The sequence below is a fragment of the Tenacibaculum profundicola genome, from assembly GCF_057220795.1.
Window position 1 is genome coordinate 2,506,556 of sequence record NZ_CM170137.1, and the last position, 21,327, is coordinate 2,527,882.

The following is a 21,327-nucleotide window of genomic DNA, read 5'->3' on the forward strand; positions in this document are numbered from 1 at the left end:
TTCGTACAAATTTGATTTTTTATGGATCTAGAAATAGAACGAAAATTTTTAATTTCTTCGGTGTCTTTTAAAGAAGAAGCCCATGACAAAACTTATATTAAACAAGGTTTTTTAAACTCAAACAAACAGCGAGTAGTTAGAGTTAGAGCCATAAACAATAGTGGTTACTTAACTATAAAAGGCCCATCAAATAAAAGCGGCACAACACGTTTTGAGTGGGAAAAACAAATTGATAAAATAGAAGCTGATCGTTTACTAAATTTGTGCGAAGAAGGTATTATTGAAAAATATCGGTATTTAGTGAAAGTGGGCGCGCATATCTTTGAGGTTGATGAGTTTTTAGGAGCTAATAAGGGTCTGATTGTTGCTGAAATAGAGCTTACTCATGAAACGGACGATTTTGTTAAACCAAATTGGCTAGGCGATGAAGTTACGGGTATTGCCAAATATTACAATTCTAGCCTAAGCAAACTGCCTTATAACAAATGGTGATTTATAAAACACTGCTTGAGAAAACTCATGTACCATTAACCAATTACTGTAAGTTCGCAAAATCTATGACGGATAGGATTTATAGGCAACTACTTTTATAAGGTACTTTAAGACCAATAGCACTGTTTATTCATAGTAAGAATATTAACACTTGGTGTTATGTTTCGGAATACTTTGAAAACACCTTTTAATTTTGACTAGTTACACTATTTACAAATTAAAATTGTCATAATAAAACCCCACTCTTCCCTTTCTTCTTCGTTAGTAGAAGAAACCATAAAATAAGGGCTATGCTTAATTTTTATACGGAAAAAGAACATTGTTTTCTTTTACCCTAATTCCAAATCATGAACGGCGCTGCCTTACCTTCTTATTCCAACAACTTGATCAAAAAAATGCGACAAAAATAAAAAACAGCAACAAAAAAAAGAAAAGATCAAAATAACTCGACCTTCCCTTAATAAAACTGTGAGTTCCCCCTAAAAATTCACAATCCCTTTCTTTTCATACATCTAATTTACAAAAGATTAACTCATTATTTCGCTATATTAAACAACTGGAAGAAAAACTTAAACAAACAACAATTAAATAACAACAACTGGTGAATCAAAACTCTAATTATACCGTTTTTAAAGAAACGCTAGTCCATGATATATTTTTCATCTGGCACATCTTCTATATCAATTTTAATTCCATACGGCTTTCTACTATCTTAAAATTTAAACTTGACCTTGCTACTTTCCTTAATACTGATACTATTATCTAAAGAAATATCTCTAGTAAGATAAACAATCAAAAAAGAATAAGCATGCACTCTAGTATTTATGAGCTTTTCATTTTTCTGTAGATAAAATGACAACTAAAATAAGCATAGCTCTTCTTATTCTTGAATAAAATGCCGAGGTAATATCTAACAACATTATCTATCTAGCCGTAATTTTTCTATTAGTTCATTTTTTTTTCTTCTACTCACACTTACTATGGTTCCGTCACTCAAGGTAAGTTCACTTAATCTTTTATTATATTCTGCAACGTAGTTTAAATTAATAACATAAGAATTATGAACTCGGTAAAATTCAGGGGATATAAATTTTTTTTGAATTTCTTTCAAGGTTTTTGTTGCTACGATTTTTTTGCCTGTATTTAAAAAAATCGTCGTATAACTTTTATCCGATTTTAGATAAATTACATTTTCTTTTGATATTAGATACACTCTACTATCAGCTGAAATATTAATTTTATTAACAATTTTATCTTGCATATTTTTTAGATATAATTGTTTAGATGCCTTGGCAAAAGTCAACTGTAATTCATCTATATCAATTGGTTTTAATAAGTAATCTAACGCATCTACTTTAACAGCCTTTATCCCATACCTGTCCAAAGCAGTGGTAAAAACTACCTCAAAATTTCTATCGGAAAAATTATTCAGAAAGGTAAAGCCATCCATCTCAGACATTTGCACATCTAAGAATACTATATCTGGATTAACTTCTCTAATTAAATCAAATGCAGCAATGGGAGAACTACATTTTATAACGTCTAGACCTTCATTTACTTTACATTTTTTAATTTTTAATTCTAACGCTTCTAACGCGTCTTGCTCATCATCAATGATAATAATTTTAATCATACGTCTGTTCATCAATATTGGATTGTGTAGGGATTGCTTATAAAGCGGGGAAAACACGACACCAAAATATATGACGCATATAAAAACAGCCATTCACCGTCTCAATTATATCCATCTCTTTTATAATAAAAAAGTATATTTTGTAAAGTAGTTAGTATCTGTTTAAATATAGTAAAATTTAATTACAAGACAAGTAATAAAGCGCCTTATGTTTTCACTATCAATATTTTAAGAAATGTGATCGTTCAAAATAGTCTTTTTCATTATTGTATATTAACAATTTTATTCTTTACAATTCTCTTGTCTATTGGTATCTGTCATATACTTATTGTCATTCACCAACTCTTTATACATGATATTATGTGCCTTATTTTTTAGTTGCTTTTTGTCAGTATTAACCAAATCTTTAGTATCAATAAAATTACATTGCTTTACCCTAAAGACACCTGGCCCTCCTTTTAAAAAGTCCCAAGAAAAAAAACGTTTGCAATCATAATAAACTTGAGGAACTACAGGAATCTGATGTTCAATCGCCAAACTAAATGCTCCATTTTTAAACGCTGCTAAAACTACATCTTCTGTTGGCACCAATCCTTCTGGGAAGATCCCCATACTTACACCGTTTTTAAGTCTTTCTTTCGCCATTTCATAAACCCTTTTTCTACTCTTTCCAGAGCTTCTATCGACCATAATTACAACTTTTTTGTAAAAAAAACCAAAAACAGGGATTTTCACCAATTCTTTTTTTCCTACAAACACAATTGGGTTTTTACTCATCGCAATCATTACCCAAGGATCAAGTAACGATGCATGGTTGGCAATAAACATATAACTCTTATCTTTTTCTATTTTCTGTTCTTTATCTATTTCTAAACGAAATCCCATTCCATAAATTAATAAAAACGACCAAGCTCTCACCATTTTCCAAAAAAGGGAGTAATATTTCTCATGAGATGTCAAAACCAATAAGAACGGTAACATTATTAATATTGTACTAAACATTAGTATATAAAACCAAAGTCTCCAAATTAATAAAAAAGATATTTTAAAATACTTCATATCTGCGAAATTAGTAATTTCTTTTGTTTGATAAATTTTAACCTTACTTTTGCTCATCTTGTATTACATACTAAGATTATTTTGAACCAAAGATATTACATACAAAAAACAACAAATGTCAAGAATTTTAACCGGAGTACAAAGTACTGGAACCCCACATTTAGGTAATTTATTAGGCGCTATTTTACCCGCTATAGAAATGGCTAATAACCCTAAAAATGAATCGTTTCTATTTATTGCTGACATGCATTCTTTAACCCAAATTAAAGACGGAACCCAATTACGTAAAAACACCTATAGTACTGCCGCTACTTGGCTTGCGTGTGGTATCGATATTAACAAAACTGTTTTTTATCGCCAAAGTGACATTCCTGAGGTTACCGAGTTATCTTGGTACTTAAGTTGTTTTTTTCCATATCAGCGTTTGACATTAGCTCATAGTTTTAAGGATAAGGCAGATAGGTTAGTTGATGTTAATAGTGGTTTATTTTCCTACCCTATGCTAATGGCAGCAGATATTTTACTGTACGATGCTGAAATTGTTCCTGTTGGTAAAGATCAATTACAACATTTAGAAATGACTCGAGATGTTGCTAATAGATTGAATAATACGGTTGGTGATGTTTTAATTCCTCCACAGGCAGAAATTAATGAAAGTACGCAACTTATTCCGGGTACCGATGGTGAAAAAATGAGTAAGTCTAGAAACAATATCATCAATATCTTTTTGCCCGACAAAAAATTACGCAAACAAATAATGGGAATTCAAACGGATAGCACACCTTTAGAAGCACCAAAAAACCCTGATACGGATAACGTTTTTGCCATTTATAAATTATTGGCTTCTGAAGCACAAATCGCAGAAATGCGCGCAAATTATGAAGGTGGTAATTATGGTTACGGTCATGCAAAACAAGCTTTGTATGAATTGATAGTAGACCAATTTGCCGACATTAGGGCAAACTATAATCATTATATGGAGAATCATCATGAAATTGACGAGGCTTTATCTATAGGTGCAGAAAAAGCTCGCGAAGTAGCACAAAATGTATTAAAAAGAGTTCGTGAAAAAATAGGGTATTAATCCCATATACAACAATACCCGATACAATCTTATTCTATAATAAAAAACAAAAACAGATGGAAAACCCATCTGTTTTTCTATATTGCAGGAAAACTTACGTTATGAAAAGACGCACATTTCTCTGCGCAGTGTTATTGCTCTTATTATCAAAGTCTTACTCTCAGATATCTTTTGAACAAGGTTATTTTATCACCAATGACGGTAAGAAAACAGCGTGCTTCATTAAAAATATTGATTGGAAAAACAATCCTTCAAAAATTGATTATAAATTAGACATACATTCAACGCAAAAATCTGCTACTATCGAATCTATTCAGGAATTTGGAATTCTAAATTATTCAAAATTTGTTAGAAAAATGGTAGCCATTGATGTATCTAGTAACAATCCCAATAAACTAGATACTAAAAGAATGCCTAAGTTTAGTGAAAAACAGGTGTTTTTAAAAGTTTTGATAGAAGGGAAAGCTAATCTTTACTCCTATAATAATAGTACTATCAAAAGATTTTTTTACTCCATTGATTTTAACCCTATTCATCAACTCATTTATAAGAAATATTATATCAGTGAAAACAAAGTAGGTGAAAACAAGAGGTTTCAACAACAAATATGGAAAAATATCACCTGTGAAAACCAATCATTGAGAACTGTTAAAAACTTAAGATACAGCACAAACAGTCTTATAAAGCACTTTAAACAATACAATCAGTGCAATAACACCAAAACAACTACTTTCCACAAGCCAAATTCTAATAAAAATCAATTCAATTTATCTCTAAAAACTGGTTTTAATACTTCTTCTTTAAATGTATACAATAGTACATTTAAGGAAGCTATTCCAAACTCGATTACCAATAATAGAAACACTGATTTTGGCAATAAAGCTGGGATCAACTTTGGCTTAGAAGGTGAATACATTTTGCCTTTTAATAAGAATAAATGGAGTTTAAAGGTGGAGGCTGCCTATTTCTCTTTTAACTCCACAAAAACAATTGATAACAATACCATTTCTGGTGGATACCTAGTATCAAAAGCAAATTATAAAATTCTACAAATTCCTGTAGGCGTCAAACACTATTTCTTTTTAAATAATGATTCGAAGCTATTTATTGCTGCTTCCTACATAAAAAATTTAAGCCTTAACTCTACCATTGATTTTTATAGGATTAATGGTTCAAAGCTAAGTGACCTAGAGCCAAAATCTGTAAGTAATTTCGGCGTAGACATTGGTTATAAATACAAAAAATATAGTTTGGAGGTAAGGTATCAATCAAACATTGATCTGCTGCATCACTATGCATCATGGACTTCAACATTTGATACCTTGAGTTTAAATATTGGGTATACCCTCTTTTAATCTAAAAAAAAAGCCGATAACTTTAATGTCATCGGCTTTTTTTAGCGTGCTTTTAACCTGAATTATGGTGCTGGATTCGGCATCATTGCGTGTACTGCTTCTATTTCATTTAAAACCTCATCAGACAATTCAATATGTATAGAGTTTATATTTTCCTTTAGCTGATCCATTTTAGTAGCTCCTATAATATTACTGGTTACAAATGGTAACTGGTTAATGTATGCTAAAGATAACTGCGATAGAGTTAATCCGTGTTTTTCAGCAATCTTTAAATATGCTGCTACTGCATTTTGAGCCCCATCGGTCATATAGCGAGCTACAAAACGCGGAAACAATGTTCCTCTTGCTCCCTCTGGTGTTTTTCCGTCCAGGTACTTACCTGATAAAACTCCTTGAGCTAATGGTGAGTAGGCCAATAAGCCTATGTTTTCTCGTAAAGAAACCTCAGACATAGCGTATTCATACGAACGATGAATTAACGAATAGGAATTTTGAACGGTAATCATTCTTGGTAAATTATTTTGCGCAGCCGTTTGTAAATACTTCATCGTACCCCATGGCGTTTCATTAGATAAGCCAACGTGTTTTATTTTTCCCTGCTTCATAAAATCGTTCAGCGTTTCTAAAATCTCCAAATGATTTTCAGCTTCTTCAGCTGCAGTTTTATAAGGATAATCTCGCACACCAAAACAATTTACTCCTCGGCTAGGCCAATGCAATTGATACAAATCGATATAGTCTGTTTGTAATCGTTGTAAACTGCCTTCAATAGCTTCTGCAATAGCACGTTTACTAAACCCATCTTTTCTTATATGTGCCGTATAAGCTCCAGCTCCTGCAATTTTAGAAGCCAACACAACTTTTTCTCTGTTACCTGTTTTTTTAAACCAGGTGCCAATTATTTTTTCAGTTGCTCCATACGTTTCTGGGGTCGCGGGCACCGAATATAGTTCTGCCGTATCAAAAAAATTCACCCCTTGCTCAAGGGCATAGTCCATTTGTTCATGACCGTCAGCTTCGGTGTTTTGATTTCCCCAAGTCATCGTTCCTAAACATATTTTAGAAACCTTAACATCTGTATTAGGTAATGTAGTATATTTCATATAGTGTAATACGTCTTGATTTTGCTTTTATTGTTACACCCAAATTATGCATTAGAAAGTTCTATTATACCGATTCTTAGCTAAAATTACTCGATCATTTCCTTATAATCATACTTGTGTTTTACCTATAAATCGAGATTGTTATTTACCATAAAATTATGTTCGGTAAATTAACCTCGGAAATGGCATTACCAAATAAAACAACTGTAAAATGAACCACTTCGTTGTGCTTTTATGGTGCTTACCTCTCTCATGACGAAGTTCTATTGTATAATGTGGGTTAAAAAAATTCGTTTAATTACGCTGTTTTATATTGATTCAAAATTGCTTGAATTCCTGGTAACGTTTTTCCTTCTAAACATTCTAGCATAGCTCCTCCTCCGGTAGACACATAACTTACTTTATCTTCAAAACCGAACTGTTTTACCGCAGCCACAGAATCTCCTCCTCCTACTAAAGAAAACGCTCCATCTTTTGTTGCTGCTGCGATAGCATTTCCAAGTTCAATCGTTCCTTTGGCAAAATTTTCCAATTCAAATACTCCTAACGGACCATTCCATAAAATCGTTTTTGATTTTGCAATTACCTCCGCAAATTTTTCCGAGGTTTTAGGACCTACATCTAAGCCCATCCATCCTTGAGGGATTTCATTGGTATCTACAACTTCTATATTTGCGTCATTTGAAAAATTATCTGCTATAACTGCGTCAACTGGTAAATGTATTTCTGTATTATTTGCTTTAGCTTTTGCCAAAATTTCTAACGCGAGTTCTAGCTTATCATCTTCTACTAAGGAATTTCCTATCGTACCTCCTAAAGCTTTTATAAAGGTAAAAGTCATCCCTCCACCAATGATAATATGGTCTACTTTTTCAATTATATTTTCTACTATTCCTATTTTTGAAGATACTTTTGCGCCGCCTAATATAGCTGTTACTGGTTTTTCCGAATTGTTTAAAACTTTATCAATACTCTCTATTTCTTGTGCTAATAAGTTTCCAAAGCATTTTTTATCCGAGAAAAACTGTGCGATCACAGCAGTTGATGCATGTGATCTATGCGCTGTTCCGAAAGCATCGTTTACATACACATCTCCCCATTTTGATAATTTTTCCGCAAAAGCAATATCCCCGGCTTTTTCCTCTCCATAAAAACGAAGATTTTCCAACATTAAAACTTCTCCTGGCTGTAAATTGGTTACTGCTTCGGATACTTTTTCTCCAATACAATCATCCACAAAATTTACCTTAACTCCCAAAACTTCTGTTACCTTAGCAATGATATGTTGCAATGAATATTTCTCTTCAACTCCTTTCGGACGACCTAAATGAGACATTAACACACAGCTTCCTCCATCTTCTAAGATTTTAATAATTGTTGGTTTTGCTGCTTGAATTCGCGTATCATCCGTTACCACAAAAGTGTCATTCAACGGTACATTAAAATCAACTCTTATTAATGCTTTCTTGTTTTTAAAATTGTAATCGTTTAATGTTTTCATGTGCTGTTATTGTATATTTTGTGTTGTTGCTTGGTTTATATTCTACAACAAAAGTAACTATTTAAAACAATATAAAAATGTCTATAGTTATCACAACAAACTTATATATTTGTTACCTATGAGCACTTCATTCATCAAAATATCAACTGACAAGCTTCAGTTACTAGAGTGTTACGATTTCGTAACAGATGCGTCGTGTGGTGGGATTGCCGTTTTTGTTGGAACGGTACGAAATGTTACCGACACTAAAGAGGTAACCAAGCTCGATTTTTCTACTTATAAACCCATGGCTATAAAAGAAATGCAAAAGATTGCTGATTTTGCCTTGGCTAATTTTGCTATTAAAAAAATAGCCATTCATCATGTGGAAGGGTCATTAGAGATAGGAGATGTTCCTGTAATTATAACAGTTTCTGCGCAACATAGAAAGGCTTCTTTCGATGCATGTCAATATGCTATAGACACCTTAAAAGAAACTGTACCTATTTGGAAAAAGGAGTTTTTTGCTGATGGTGAAGTTTGGGTAAATGCACATCCTTAAATACGTTTGTTATGGTTCAATTTAAAACAACAAAAACACTATTAGAGCTCGAGCAAATATTAACATTACAAGCTCAGAATTTACCAGCTAATTTAACCGAATCGGTAAAAAAAGAGCACGGTTTTGTTACTGTTCAGCACGATTTAAGTATTTTAAAAAGAATGCACGATGTGCATCCACATATTATTGCAAAAGTTGAAAATACGGTTGTTGGGTATGCCTTATCAATGTCTGAAAAATTCAGAAATGACATCGCTATTCTTGCGCCTATGTTTGCCAAAATAGATTCTTCAAATAAAGCAGCGAGTCAATACATTATCATGGGGCAGGTTTGTGTTGATAAAGCCTATAGAGGAAAAGGTGTTTTTAGAAGTTTATATGACAAAATGAAACGAGAATTTACTGATAAGTACAATTCTATCATCACTGAGATTAACCTAGCAAACATCCGTTCTTTAAACGCTCACCTTGCTATTGGATTTAAAGAGCTGCTTCACTATGAATATAACAACGAGACCTGGGTTATTGTATATCTAGATATTTGAGTTGTATTATCGAATAGGAAATTTGTTTTGTTCTAAAATAACAGAAATTCTTAGTCAAAGCACACAATCATTTCCTGGTAGAATAATGTTTAATTATAGTCGGTAAATGAACATCAGAAATGGTTATGACATTATCTGGGTTTAATATTTTAAATCTAACGGTTCTGTAAACGTAATTTCAGGATCGTAGACTTCTTTTAAAACTTCTTTAATTTCATCCATAAATTCTTCTAATCTTTCCGAAGTAATTAGGTGATCTGGCGATTTATATGTCGATGAGAAATTCATTTTTATAAAGCCCTTTTTAAGGTTTTTAAAGGAAACAATTCCTGCTTCTAATGGTTTCTTAAAATGATAACCCGTGTGTTTCGTGTACAAAAAAGCATACAACATTACTTGAATTGCTTTGTGATACTTTAGGTCGCGAATTACCGTAAAGTCTGTTACTTTTAAATTAAGTTCTTCTACTTTTCCTGTTTTATAGTCAATTATTCGGGTTACTCCATTCAATTCATCGATTCTATCCATCTGACCGTGAATTTTTATCGGAAAGTCAAATCCGTCTATTGTAATTTCAGTGGCCAAGGTTTGCTCGGTAGCAATTATTTTCAATTGATTATTTGGGTCTGCTAGTAGTTCTTTTTCCTGTTTCAGAAAGTTGATAACAAATCTATTGGCTACTTCAAAAATCAACCGATTTTTACCAACACTTATATCTCCATTTTTAAAATGTTTTGAGAAGTAGAATGCAATATGTTCTTTTGTTTTTTGCTGCATTTGAGTGACGGTGTCTGTTCCTATGAACTTTCCTTCAAAAGGCTTGTACAAGGCTTCTAAGGTGTCGTGAACAACGGTTCCCATGGTGTTTGCGGCAACGGTTTCTTCGACATCATCAAATTCTTTAATCTTCAATACTTTTTGCTTGTAAAAAGCCATTGGATTGTACAGGTAATTTGTTAATGCAGAAGGGGAAATCCCTTTCTTTGCTAACTCTTTTAACTTTTCAAGAACCTCATGGTTTTTAGCTATCTCTTTTGGTGATGTGGTGGTGGTTATAATTTGCGGATTAACAATTTTCTCTTCTATATCGTTTCGCATCATTTCGAGCTGTGTTACAAAACGACTTTTTTCTCCACTACCAAAAACATCGTGTTCTGTATTGTAGAGTATATAAATGTTTTTAGCTCGTTGTAACAGCCTAAAAAAGTGATATGAGAATAGAGCGTCTTTTTCTTTGTAGGTAGGTAACCCAAATTCTATTTTAACGTCAAAGGGAATGAAAGAGTTCTGTTGATGATTTGCTGGCAAAATGCCTTCATTTACAGAGCATATTATTACATTTTCAAAATCTAATACGCGTGTTTCCAGAACTCCCATTAATTGCAACCCTTGCAAGGGTTCTCCTTGAAAAGACAGGCTTTCTGATTGAATTAATTGTTTAAAAAATTGTTGTAGTGTTTTTAAGTCTTGAATATAATTAAATCTTTCGTGAAGGTTTTGTAGTTGCACAAAAGTTGTATAAAAACGGTATAGGTATTCTTTTTCTAGTTCATTGGCTGTGTCTTTTAATACATTGATCACGTTTAAAATTCTCGTTAAAAACTCGTCAATCGTAGAAAATGGTATAAACAGAGATTCTACTACTTCTTTGATAGGTACTGCTACATCCGTAAAAAAGCCGTGTATTCTTTCTTTGCTTACAAAAGTTGTATTACTCTGTACAATAACTTCCGAAACGGTATCGGAAATATTTTGCTCATCAAGCTGTAAAAGCTGGTAAATGGATGGGTGCTTTAAAAGAGCAATCACATCTTTGTAATAGAATAGATGTTGTTCTTTTTTTTGTAGTTTCTCCTGATTTAGAAAGAGCCTGAAAATAGTTAAAACTAAACTTGTTGTTGGCACATCTTTTAATGGATATCCCATGGTTATATTGACAGCATCTACATTTTTAGGCAACGAGTTTAATGTGATGGGCAATAATGATTCATCTCCTAAAACTAAAGCTGTATTGTTGTGGTTTGGGAGTTTCGATAAGATTTCTCCTGCATGCTTTATTTGCGTAATGTTTTTAGAGGCGCCAATTATTTGAATGTTTTTCTTCTCTAAAAAATGTGTTGCTACCGTCTGAATTTCATTCTTCTGATAATGTTTCCAACGTGTTTTATATTTTCTAATAAAACTTCCTGCTTGATGATTACTTTCATAAAACGCGGTATCAATATCCCAATATACTTCTGTGTTACCCCCCGCCAACATTTTTTGGAAAAGGAATTCTTCTGCTGCATTTAATGCGTTAAACCCGATAAAAAAATACTTTTTATTGTTGTTTTTAAGTATAAAATCATCTATTTTTTTTATGGACTCCCTGTAAATTACACCTTGGTATCCTATTTTCTTCGTAACTAAAAACTCATAGAAAAGATCGTATAATTTATGGAGTTTTTCCATAAACACAAAATGATCTTTCATCAGTTCTGTTTCTTTAAACGTTCCAGATACCGACCATTTTCTCAATCGATGGATGTCTCTCACGTACACAAAAATTTCACGGGCATTGATTAGGTGCTGGTCTATTTCGTTAAAATCTTGTAAAACGGTAAAAGCCCAAGAAGAAAAAACATCAAATGAGTCTGAATCCGGTTCTTCTTTTTTATAAATACTATAAAAATAAAATAGTAATTGAACTGAATCTGCTTTTTTTATTTCTGACACTTGTTCTACAAAATCACCGATATTACTGATTTTGGGTAAAAATCCAGCAGCTATTTTATTTTTTAGTTCTTGTTTTACAAACACGCCTGCTCTTTGCGAGGGCACTATAAACTCAACATCTTCAAATGTTTTCGTGTTTTTTAAAATCGCATCTAAGGTTTCAGAAATAAAAGATTGCATTATATAATTTTCGCCATTGACAATTAAGTCATAAAAGTACTACTTATTATACTATCTAATACCACTTATATCGATTCTTAGGTAAAATTACTCCATCATTTTCTTCCAGCCATGCTTGTGTTTTATACCGATTGGAATTTGAAGTTACCTTTTAATTTCCCTTCGCTCATTAAAAGGTTTCAAATAACCATCGGCATTATAACATTGAGGTAATAGAGAAAATTCATCACTAAAATTTATCACCTATAGATCGGCCTTTTCCACAACAATAATAGTGGTAAATTAACATCAGAAGTGGTATTACAAATTAAAATTACCGTAATAAAACGCCCTTTTTTCTTCATTAGAAAAAGAAACCATAAACTAAGTCTATATTTAATTTTTATAAAAAAACAATCATTTTATTTTAGGTTGTTTCAAATCATCAATAGTCTAAAACAACTTTGCTTACTCTCATTTTATAGAATTTAACAAAACAATGGAGAGAGATAATTCAGGTTTGTGGAATTTATAACCTGAGTTCGATTTATTTTACTTCTAAAGAAGTCTTAGAAATAGTGAGATTTGATTTAAAAAAACGCAGGCTAAGTCTTTAATTCAAGGCTTTTTGAAGTAAAGACTACTGTTTATAAGGCTTGGCTCCATTAATTTCGTTTTTTTTACGTTGTTATGATTTTTCGAATTATAAATAGTCCTTCAAAACTATGTTTAGCCCAAGAAAATCAAAATTAACTGTGAGTGTAAGATAAATCGATATTTACCCTAAGCAATTAGGCTTATTAAAATAACAAAATAAATAGCATAACTTCTATTGTAAAAATGAATCCATTGTGAATTTATTGGGTAATAAAACCACATTGACCACACTACTATATACCTATCAGTCCGAATTATACATGAGCAAATCTATTATACGATTTACAGATAAATATTTAGTATATAGGTATTGAATTATTTTAAGTTTGTATAAGGCATAAAACGTTAGCATAGCCAAGCTATGGTTAAGTTTTATAACGCAAAAATAGCTACAAAAGAAATAATAGATATGCGAAGTATTTATTTGTAAATCATATTACATCCTAAAACCAATATCTATGAAGGATAAATTATTATTGTTTGTATTACTATCAAGCATAACCTTAGCACATGCGCAATGGAATGTCGCAGCTTATCAACGTGCAAAACCCGTCTCACAAATCAGTGTTATACCCTGTGAGTTTTCATGGGAAAAAGTAAAAACAGAAACAGGAACAAGGAGTTTCACAACACCTCAACGCAATCAGCCATTTCAAGGACCTTGTTTAGCATACGCCTTTAATGCTGCATTAGAAACCATGTATATGGTTGAATTTAATGAACCAACGCCCATAATACTTTCGGATGCTTATTTAGACATGAAGGTTTTTGTTGGTGACATGGTAGCCTATAAAAACACATTAGAGTCAGGATTTCGTATTCCTAAACAACTTTCATCTCAAAGTATGTACTTGCCCAATGTAAATAGCTGGTTTAATACTGCATATAATGGTTTTAGATCAACGGCGCTAAACTGCATTGACAATGAACTGAATTTTAAGATTAGTTTAGATGAGAGCTACGCTCCTCCCATAGGTATGATAGAAAACACCTGTGGATCACCTATTGCGAATCATGATTATATCTCCGTTTCAAACGTAATAGAGCTATCGAATATATATTCTGTCAACCAGCTAAAAAACATACTATTAACAAAAGGACCCGTTATTATAAAAGTAACTAATACTCAAACAACTACTGGCTATACCCTTCAAAAGTTCAAAAACTATCAGAATGCAGAAATGGAAAACCTATCGTATCACGCCTATTCAATAATTGGTTGGGAAAATGGCGCTAATTTAACTACCAAATGGATCATGAAGGATAGCTGGTTTCCTGATGGGGAAAAAATGCTATCAGACACCGTATTTTTAGACTTACTTTCATCAGGAGAAATAGCGCTGTATCGGGTAGAAAACATACTGAAAAATAACACACTTTCTACTACTTCTCCTTTTAATGTAGATCCTACAATTCAGTGCATCACAAGTAGTTCTCCAACCTTAACTCTTTCGCCTATAGGAACAGTATTACACCATATATGGATTGGTAATATGTTATACGCTAAAGTTTCTATCAACAGCAATTTACTGGTTGATGAATGGGAGTGGGAAGTTGCAAATGCCTATACAACCTCAGAGGTTCAAGGTACTACAATGTCAAGTGTACTAGTAAGCCCTTATGTAAACGGTTTAGTTACTATTAAAGTAAGAGCTAAAAAAAACAATATATGGACGCCTTGGAAGCAAAAAACAATATATCTTTCTAACAATCAAAGTGGTGGAATGAATTGATTTTAACCCGAAAATATACTTAGAAAGATATATTAAAAGGTCAATCTTGTATTAAAAAGTTATTTGGCAGACTGCTAAAGTCTACAAAATTTACCTTAGTTTTGAGTAGTTGTATTTTAGATTTTAAAACAGGTTATGGCGGCAACACTCCAAGTAGCATTAGTACAATCAGATTTAGTTTGGGAAAATCCAGAGGAGAACAGAAAAGCGTTTCAGGAAAAAATTTTAGCCCTTCATAATCCTGTCGATTTAATAGTACTTCCTGAAATGTTTACCACTGGTTTTACCATGAATGCCCCAAAAATTGCAGAAACTATGAACGGTGAAACCATTCAATGGATGCAGCGTTTAGCCCGTTCTAAAAACGCAGCCATTACTGGAAGTATTGTTATGGAAACGCTTGTTCAGCATGAAAAGAGGTATACGAATCGATTACTTTTTGTGCATCCTTCGGGTTCGATTGACTTTTACGATAAAAAGCACACTTTTACCTTGGCTAATGAACACAAGATGTATACTGCTGGTCAAGAAAAAATACTTGTTGACTATAAAGGATGGAAGATCTGCCCTTTGATTTGTTATGATTTGCGGTTTCCGGTTTGGGCAAGAAACACAGAAAATTACGACTTGTTATTGTATATTGCCAGTTGGCCCAAACCGAGAATTAGCGCTTGGGATACCTTATTAAAAGCCCGTGCTATTGAAAATATGAGCTATACTATTGGCGTGAATAGAGTAGGGGTAGATGCTAACCAATATGAATATACAGGAAATTCTGTTTGTTACGATACTTTAGGAAATTGTTTGGTTAAAAACGACCTCGGAAACGAAACGGTTTTATACCTAAACTTGGATAAAAAACGTCAAAATGTACTCAGAAACAAGTTCAGATTCTTAGAAGATAGAGACTTTTTTCAAATACAATAAAAAAGGCAACCTTGAGGTTGCCTTTTTATATTCTTATGCTGGGATCATCCATTTAAAATTAAACTTTGTATCTGGCACTACAATACGTTCTGTAATTCGATACATTCTATCTGGTAATTTCATTAAGAAATCACGTGCTTTTTCTGCCTCTGGGGTAAGGTTAGTCATCTTGTCTATTTCCCAAGTAGCATTTAGTTTTCTTAAGATATCTACATAATCAAATCCTGTATAAACACCAATTCTTTGGGCTACTGCAGAAAAATCGTCAAACAAACTTCCTTTAGCTCCAAAAGATTCTCGTAAATGCATTGCTGGCATCACAATTTTATGCTTCATCATATGCTGAAAAGCCAACATCATTTCACTCGGGTCTATCTTAAATATTTCTTTTACAAATTCAGAATACGCTACATGATGGCGCATTTCGTCTCCTGCAATAATTCTAGACATTTTTGCCAAGGCTTTATGTCCTTTTTTCTTTGCTAGTTTTGCCACATTCAAATGAGAAATATACGTTGCTAGCTCCTGAAAACTGGTATACACAAAGTTCTTATACGGATCTGTAGCAGTTCCGATGTCGAATCCGTCAGAAATTAAATGTTGTGTCGTTATTTCAACTTCACGCATATTTACACGTCCTGACAAATACAAATATTTGTTCAAAACATCTCCATGACGATTTTCTTCGGCTGTCCAAGCACGTACCCATTTTGCCCATCCGTTATCCGGTTGTTGGGTTACCCCGTCTAAATCTAGCAACCATGACTCGTAGGTAGGTAAGGCTTCTTCTGTAATGGTATCACCTACTAATACTACCCAAAAATCATCATCTAATTCTTTAGATATTTCTTGGATTTCTTTAACCTCATCAATAAAGCTATCGCTCTGTGAGTTCGGTAAAAAGTCAGTGGGTTGCCATATTTTTTCTATAGGGATTAAGAATTTATCTACAAAGCTGTCAATATTCTTCTCCAGCGTTTGCATCACTTCTTTTCTTATGTTCTGTATTGACATAGTAAAGTCTAGGGGTTTTATATTAGTATTGTTTGTTGTTTGTTGTTTACTTAATTGACGCTTTTACTGTTGATTCAACCTTTTGAATTAATTCATCAAAAGGTAAGCTATCTACTTTTATAGGTGGGTGGGTAACTATTTTTATTGGGCTACCTATTCCTAAAGGAAATTTACCATACCTAAATGTTTTCCAAGAGTTATTGATTGTTAATGGAACAACGTATGCATCTGGATTATATTTCACAATCATCTTTAATCCATTCATAGCAAAAGACTTGGGTTTACCTGTTCTGCTTCTTGTTCCTTCAGGGAATATTACTGCTGACCATTTATTTTTTTGTATTCTTTTAGAAAACTTTGCCAATTCAACCAATGCTTGCTTCCCATCTTTTCTATCAATCAATGCTGCACCTCCATGCCTTAAGTTATAAGAAACGCTCGGTATACCTTTCCCTAACTCCTTCTTAGACACAAATTTAGGGAAATATTTTCTAAAATACCAAATAATTGGCGGGATATCAAAGGTGCTTTGATGGTTAGAAACAAAAATTAAACTGGTGTTCTCCGGTAATACTTGGTTGTTCTCTAATTGAACTCGAACGCCCAATAATAAAAGTGATTTTACTAAAAACCAATTTAAAACATCTACCACCTTCTGATGTCCTTTCTGACCAAAAATATTAAAACCTATCCATTGTAATGGATGGAATACTAATAGCAGTAGTAAAAACACCAATGCAAAAATTGGTGATAATATATAGCTAATTATTTTCATATGTTTAAATTTTATAACATTCGTACTTGGCGTAATCGTTAGATATGCTACTCATAATGATTACGACTCATGTTAAAATCACTGCAAAAATATAAAATAGGATTTAAGTAAGGCTATATATTTAGTTTAAAACCAATTGGTCCAAGGAATTCTTGATAGTATTAGCAATAAAGCGATACCATAAAAAATAGTAAAGGTTTTAAATTTAGCTTCACTTTTCACTTGTGTTTTATGTTTAGACCACCCTATGGTGATTAACACGATAGCTGTAATCATAACTAGTGGGTGCTCTATAGCCAACAATCGAGTACCTGAATCTTTCATTACTTCTCCTCCATTGGTTTTTAATGCTTTAAACCAAGGCGACATAAAATACCATCCTAAACCGATAAGCAACTGTATATGACTCGTTATTAATGTAAAAAGCCCTAATCGAAATTCTTTGTGTGTAAATTCTTTTTTTTGTATTAAACCTATAACCGCTTTCACTACCGTAATAATGAGCACTACTAATACAATATAAGCCCAATAAGAATGGATTGTTTTCATGATAAGATTGTTTGTTTTTGTAGTTACAAACTTACTGATTTTTGTTCACAAAAAACCACCTTCACAAAAGGTGGTTTCAAATATTAGTTTTATGCTATAAAAGCCTTATTTTTTTTGTAATACATACTTAGTACCGTTATGTACAACATGCATCACAAAAACATCGTCTTCTGGCTTCCATACGTTATAAGAAACAGCTATTTTTTGCCCTTTCTTGTAATCAGGGAAATTATGAAGTAGTACTTTATTAATTTTTGCTAACCTCACCGTAATTGTTTCTTCATCATAGCCTTCTCTTATATCAAAATTACTAAAACCTCCATTTCCAACGAGTGCATAATCATTGTCTGTTAGCGTATATTCTTTTATTCCATCTTGAACCACAACTTTAGAAGTAAAGGCAAATAACGAGCCATGACCAGAAACCGTAGAATTTTGATACACTTTTGTATTGTCAAAGTCGCACCCCAAAACTAGGATCTCTTTTGAATTTACATTGGAGTTTATCAAATCATTAAATCCCTTTCTAAAACATACGGTACTAGCATCTTTTGAAAAAGCATTTGCGGCAGCAAATACCATTCCTAATAAAACTATAAAAACCTGGCACGAACGAATACACTTTATCATCTTAATTTTAAAAATATGTTGGCGGCAAATTTACTGAATTTACCATAAAAAAACCACCTCAAATGAGGTGGTTTATACTATCTATTTAGTTTCTGTGAATTAGAAATTATATCTTAATGAGAAATTCCATGTAGTACCGAATCCAAAGAAAACTTTATTACTCGTATTTACTCCATTGTAAGTAGTATCTCCTGGGTTTGCAAAATAGTTTGTTGCAGACTCAGCAATATACTCTTGATCAAATAAGTTATTGATATTTAATCGTAAGTTTAACGACTGGTCATTATCTCCTCTAAGGTCAAATTTATAAGAAAACCCTAAATCTGCTAAAGAATACCCAGGTAATCTTAACGATCCGTCATGATCAACATTACCGAAATCATCAGCATTTACTCTTGCATAAAGTCTGTCAATATATCTTTGTGAGTAATCAACTTTAAACCCATCGAATAATTCAGCTTCAATACCTAATCTTCCAGTGCTTTGTGCTGCATCACCAACTTTAACACCTTCTAAATATAAAGGAGCCGTTCCAAGAGGGTTCTGATTATTGTCAAAAGCTGTTCCTTCCACGTTATTAGCATACTCCCAATCACCTACAGATACCATACCAAAAAGACTAACTTTATCAGTAATATCATACACTCCATCAACTTCTATACCCATATGGTTTTGTGCAACTCCTTGAATATCTGCTCTTCCTTCATCTCCAGTAATTGGATCTTCATAATCAACACGAACAAATCTATCTTTCCACTCCGTTCTATATAAGTTTACATTTAATTTAAACCTTTCAGTTCTATAACCATATCCTATCTCTGCTCCAAATACTTTTTCGTTACGAGGATCTTCATTAATGTCATTTCTATAGTTTAAGAATATTGCATCAAAAAATGGCTGTTTAGAGTAGTATCCGATATTTCCAAAAACATTGTGATTTTCATCGATGTTCCAGTTAATACCTCCTTTTAAATTCCCTCCAAACAAGTTTTGCCAATCTGTTTCACGTGCTGGATCTGAATCTAAGTAGTTAAAATAATCAATTCTTTTAAATCCTTGAATCGATGCTGCTCCTTGAATAAACGCAGAAATATCATCACTCTTATACTCTAACTGAGCAAAAGCTCCATACCAACGTACCTTACCATCATTGTGATAATCGATTTTTTCTTCGCTATCTGTACTTTTTAATACATTCCATAAACTTGATAAGTCTGAAGAATACTCTGTTGTATATACAGCGTCTAAATTATTTTCGTTACCTGAAACTCTATATCCATTCGCTCCTAGTAAGTTATCAATTCTTCTATAGTGAATACCTGTATAATCTCTTAAATCAATACCAACATCAAGCGTAAATTCGTCAGATAATTTTGTGTTAAAATTAGATAATAATCCGAACCAGTTATGTGAATTAATAGAAGCTCTTCTCGTTAAACCATTATCTCTAGAATCGTTAATTCCTCCATCATTAGGTCTTGTGTATTCTTGACCATCAGAAAAAGTTACTGTTTCTCCTTGGTTATACTTTACAATTTTATCCCACATTACGTGACCAGAAGAAGGATTTCTATAAATTGAGCTCGAAGCAAAATTATAGCCTGGTAACCTACCTATATCACCTGTTCCGCCACCACGTCCGAAAGAAACGTACGCTGAAGTTGATAACGATGAATTATCATTGATATCCCAATTCCAGTTTAAAGAAATTACAGGTTTATGATAAAAGTTCTTTCTCCAGTTAAACTCTTCACCATTAAGGTATCCGTGATTATAGTTGTATTTTTTTCCATATTTCAAATAATCTGCAAGAGTTGCCATATTATAGAAACTCGTTGTTCTTTGATTATGAGTTTGTGGTGCTCCCGTTAACATAAACTGAAAATCGTGATCGTCATTTAACTCCCAACCAAGACCTATGAAGTAATTATATCCCTCAAACTCAGTTCCATCTACATAACCGTCTCCAGCAGTTCTACTTAATAAAAATGATGAAGCAAACCCGTTTTCGTTTTTACCTGTTGAATAGGTAGCTAAGGTCTTTAAGTAATTATCATTACCATAAGAAGCTAAAACTGAACCTCCTTCTTTCTTATCTGTTGTTTTGGTAACAATGTTAATTGTACCTCCCACAGAAGAAATTGCTAATTTAGAAGACCCTAAACCTCTTTGTACCTGCATTGCTGTTGTCACATCTGACAACCCTGCCCAGTTTGACCAGTAAACTCTACTGTTTTCCATGTCATTAACTGGTACACCGTTTATAAGTACTGCAATGTTCTCTTGCGAAAACCCACGAATGTTAATACGTGCATCACCATAACCTCCTCCTGATTTCGTAGCATATACCGAAGGGGTAGCATTTAAAAGCTCTGGAAATTCTTGCGAACCTAATTTTTCTTGAATTTCAGCTGCTTTAATAGTAGAAACAGCCACTGGTGTTTCTCTATTTTTAGCCACATCAATTAATCCAGTAATTACAACCTCTCCTAAAATGTTAGAAGGAAGTAACTCAATTACACCTAAGTCTCTAGAAGTAAAGGTTACTTCTTTGGTATCGTATCCAACAAAAGATATTACCACTACTCCTGTTGAAGCTTTGGTGTTTAACATAAACTTTCCGTCGAAATCAGTTGCCGTACCATTAGTAGTCCCCTTAACTACAACATTAGCACCTGGAAGTGGTTCACCCATTTCGTCAAGCACCTTACCCGTGATTTGTGTTTGCCCTAAAACTGTAGCTGTTATAAAAAACAGTGCTACAAATAATACATTTTTAAATTTTTTCATTGTATAATCTAATTGTTATTAAATAACTTTGGCAAAATTCTCGTTTTTACACAAGTACTGTATTA

17 protein-coding genes are annotated in these 21,327 nt (G+C 32.9%); 7 read left to right on the forward strand and 10 right to left on the reverse strand.

Features of this window, described 5'->3' with window-relative positions; genetic code table 11:
* Positions 1–21 precede the first annotated feature (21 nt).
* Complete coding sequence (locus AC2TDS_RS10765) at positions 22–492, forward strand: CYTH domain-containing protein (protein ID WP_484735591.1); 471 nt, start codon at positions 22–24, stop codon at positions 490–492.
* 919 nt (positions 493–1,411) lie between these two features.
* Here the strand turns inward: AC2TDS_RS10765 and AC2TDS_RS10770 are convergent.
* Together AC2TDS_RS10770 and AC2TDS_RS10775 are read right to left on the reverse strand one after the other, a co-directional pair.
* Positions 1,412–2,125: a LytR/AlgR family response regulator transcription factor gene (locus AC2TDS_RS10770; protein WP_484735592.1), complete on the reverse strand. Its 714-nt coding sequence runs from the start codon at positions 2,123–2,125 to the stop codon at positions 1,412–1,414.
* A gap of 282 nt (positions 2,126–2,407) precedes the next feature.
* Positions 2,408–3,046 carry a lysophospholipid acyltransferase family protein gene (locus AC2TDS_RS10775; protein ID WP_484735593.1) on the reverse strand — a complete coding sequence of 213 codons (639 nt, stop codon included), beginning with the start codon at positions 3,044–3,046 and terminating at the stop codon, positions 2,408–2,410.
* A gap of 253 nt (positions 3,047–3,299) precedes the next feature.
* On the opposite strand from AC2TDS_RS10775, the gene trpS reads away from it, so the two are divergent.
* Complete coding sequence (gene trpS / locus AC2TDS_RS10780; protein ID WP_484735594.1) at positions 3,300–4,268, forward strand: tryptophan--tRNA ligase; 969 nt, start codon at positions 3,300–3,302, stop codon at positions 4,266–4,268.
* Between the two features lie 101 nt (positions 4,269–4,369).
* Positions 4,370–5,623, forward strand: a complete 1,254-nt coding sequence (locus AC2TDS_RS10785; RefSeq protein ID WP_484735595.1) for a tRNA modification GTPase — start codon at positions 4,370–4,372, stop codon at positions 5,621–5,623.
* Positions 5,624–5,685: 62 nt separating this feature from the next.
* Here AC2TDS_RS10785 and AC2TDS_RS10790 read toward each other — a convergent pair whose 3' ends face one another.
* The gene (locus tag AC2TDS_RS10790; RefSeq protein ID WP_484735596.1) at positions 5,686–6,726 is read right to left on the reverse strand and encodes an NADP(H)-dependent aldo-keto reductase; all 1,041 of its coding nucleotides are present in this window, start codon (positions 6,724–6,726) and stop codon (positions 5,686–5,688) included.
* Between the two features lie 298 nt (positions 6,727–7,024).
* Complete coding sequence (locus tag AC2TDS_RS10795) at positions 7,025–8,227, reverse strand: phosphoglycerate kinase (RefSeq protein WP_484735597.1); 1,203 nt, start codon at positions 8,225–8,227, stop codon at positions 7,025–7,027.
* Between the two features lie 118 nt (positions 8,228–8,345).
* On the opposite strand from AC2TDS_RS10795, the gene AC2TDS_RS10800 reads away from it, so the two are divergent.
* Positions 8,346–8,768, forward strand: coding sequence for a molybdenum cofactor biosynthesis protein MoaE (locus tag AC2TDS_RS10800; RefSeq protein WP_484735598.1), 423 nt, complete (start codon positions 8,346–8,348; stop codon positions 8,766–8,768).
* A gap of 11 nt (positions 8,769–8,779) precedes the next feature.
* The gene (locus AC2TDS_RS10805) at positions 8,780–9,313 is read left to right on the forward strand and encodes a GNAT family N-acetyltransferase (RefSeq protein WP_484735599.1); all 534 of its coding nucleotides are present in this window, start codon (positions 8,780–8,782) and stop codon (positions 9,311–9,313) included.
* 141 nt (positions 9,314–9,454) lie between these two features.
* Here the strand turns inward: AC2TDS_RS10805 and AC2TDS_RS10810 are convergent, their stop codons facing one another.
* Positions 9,455–12,208 (reverse strand): PD-(D/E)XK nuclease family protein, encoded by a 2,754-nt coding sequence (locus AC2TDS_RS10810; protein ID WP_484735600.1) that lies wholly within the window; start codon positions 12,206–12,208, stop codon positions 9,455–9,457.
* A 1,094-nt stretch (positions 12,209–13,302) separates the two neighbouring features.
* Between AC2TDS_RS10810 and AC2TDS_RS10815 the strand changes: the two genes are divergently transcribed.
* Both AC2TDS_RS10815 and AC2TDS_RS10820 read left to right on the forward strand, forming a co-directional pair.
* On the forward strand, positions 13,303–14,577 hold the full coding sequence (locus tag AC2TDS_RS10815) for a C1 family peptidase (RefSeq protein WP_484735601.1): 1,275 nt from the start codon (positions 13,303–13,305) through the stop codon (positions 14,575–14,577).
* 135 nt (positions 14,578–14,712) lie between these two features.
* On the forward strand, positions 14,713–15,504 hold the full coding sequence (locus AC2TDS_RS10820; RefSeq protein ID WP_484735602.1) for an amidohydrolase: 792 nt from the start codon (positions 14,713–14,715) through the stop codon (positions 15,502–15,504).
* A 33-nt stretch (positions 15,505–15,537) separates the two neighbouring features.
* Here AC2TDS_RS10820 and AC2TDS_RS10825 read toward each other — a convergent pair whose 3' ends face one another.
* From AC2TDS_RS10825 to AC2TDS_RS10845, 5 genes are all read right to left on the reverse strand, one after another.
* A complete protein-coding gene (locus AC2TDS_RS10825; protein WP_484735603.1) occupies positions 15,538–16,518 on the reverse strand; it encodes an acyl-ACP desaturase in 981 nt (326 codons plus the stop codon).
* 46 nt (positions 16,519–16,564) lie between these two features.
* Positions 16,565–17,293 (reverse strand): lysophospholipid acyltransferase family protein, encoded by a 729-nt coding sequence (locus AC2TDS_RS10830; protein WP_484735604.1) that lies wholly within the window; start codon positions 17,291–17,293, stop codon positions 16,565–16,567.
* 126 nt (positions 17,294–17,419) lie between these two features.
* A complete protein-coding gene (locus AC2TDS_RS10835) occupies positions 17,420–17,842 on the reverse strand; it encodes a hypothetical protein (RefSeq protein WP_484735605.1) in 423 nt (140 codons plus the stop codon).
* A 105-nt stretch (positions 17,843–17,947) separates the two neighbouring features.
* Positions 17,948–18,472 carry a hypothetical protein gene (locus AC2TDS_RS10840; protein ID WP_484735606.1) on the reverse strand — a complete coding sequence of 175 codons (525 nt, stop codon included), beginning with the start codon at positions 18,470–18,472 and terminating at the stop codon, positions 17,948–17,950.
* 99 nt (positions 18,473–18,571) lie between these two features.
* Positions 18,572–21,262, reverse strand: a complete 2,691-nt coding sequence (locus AC2TDS_RS10845; RefSeq protein WP_484735607.1) for a TonB-dependent receptor — start codon at positions 21,260–21,262, stop codon at positions 18,572–18,574.
* Positions 21,263–21,327 lie beyond the last annotated feature (65 nt).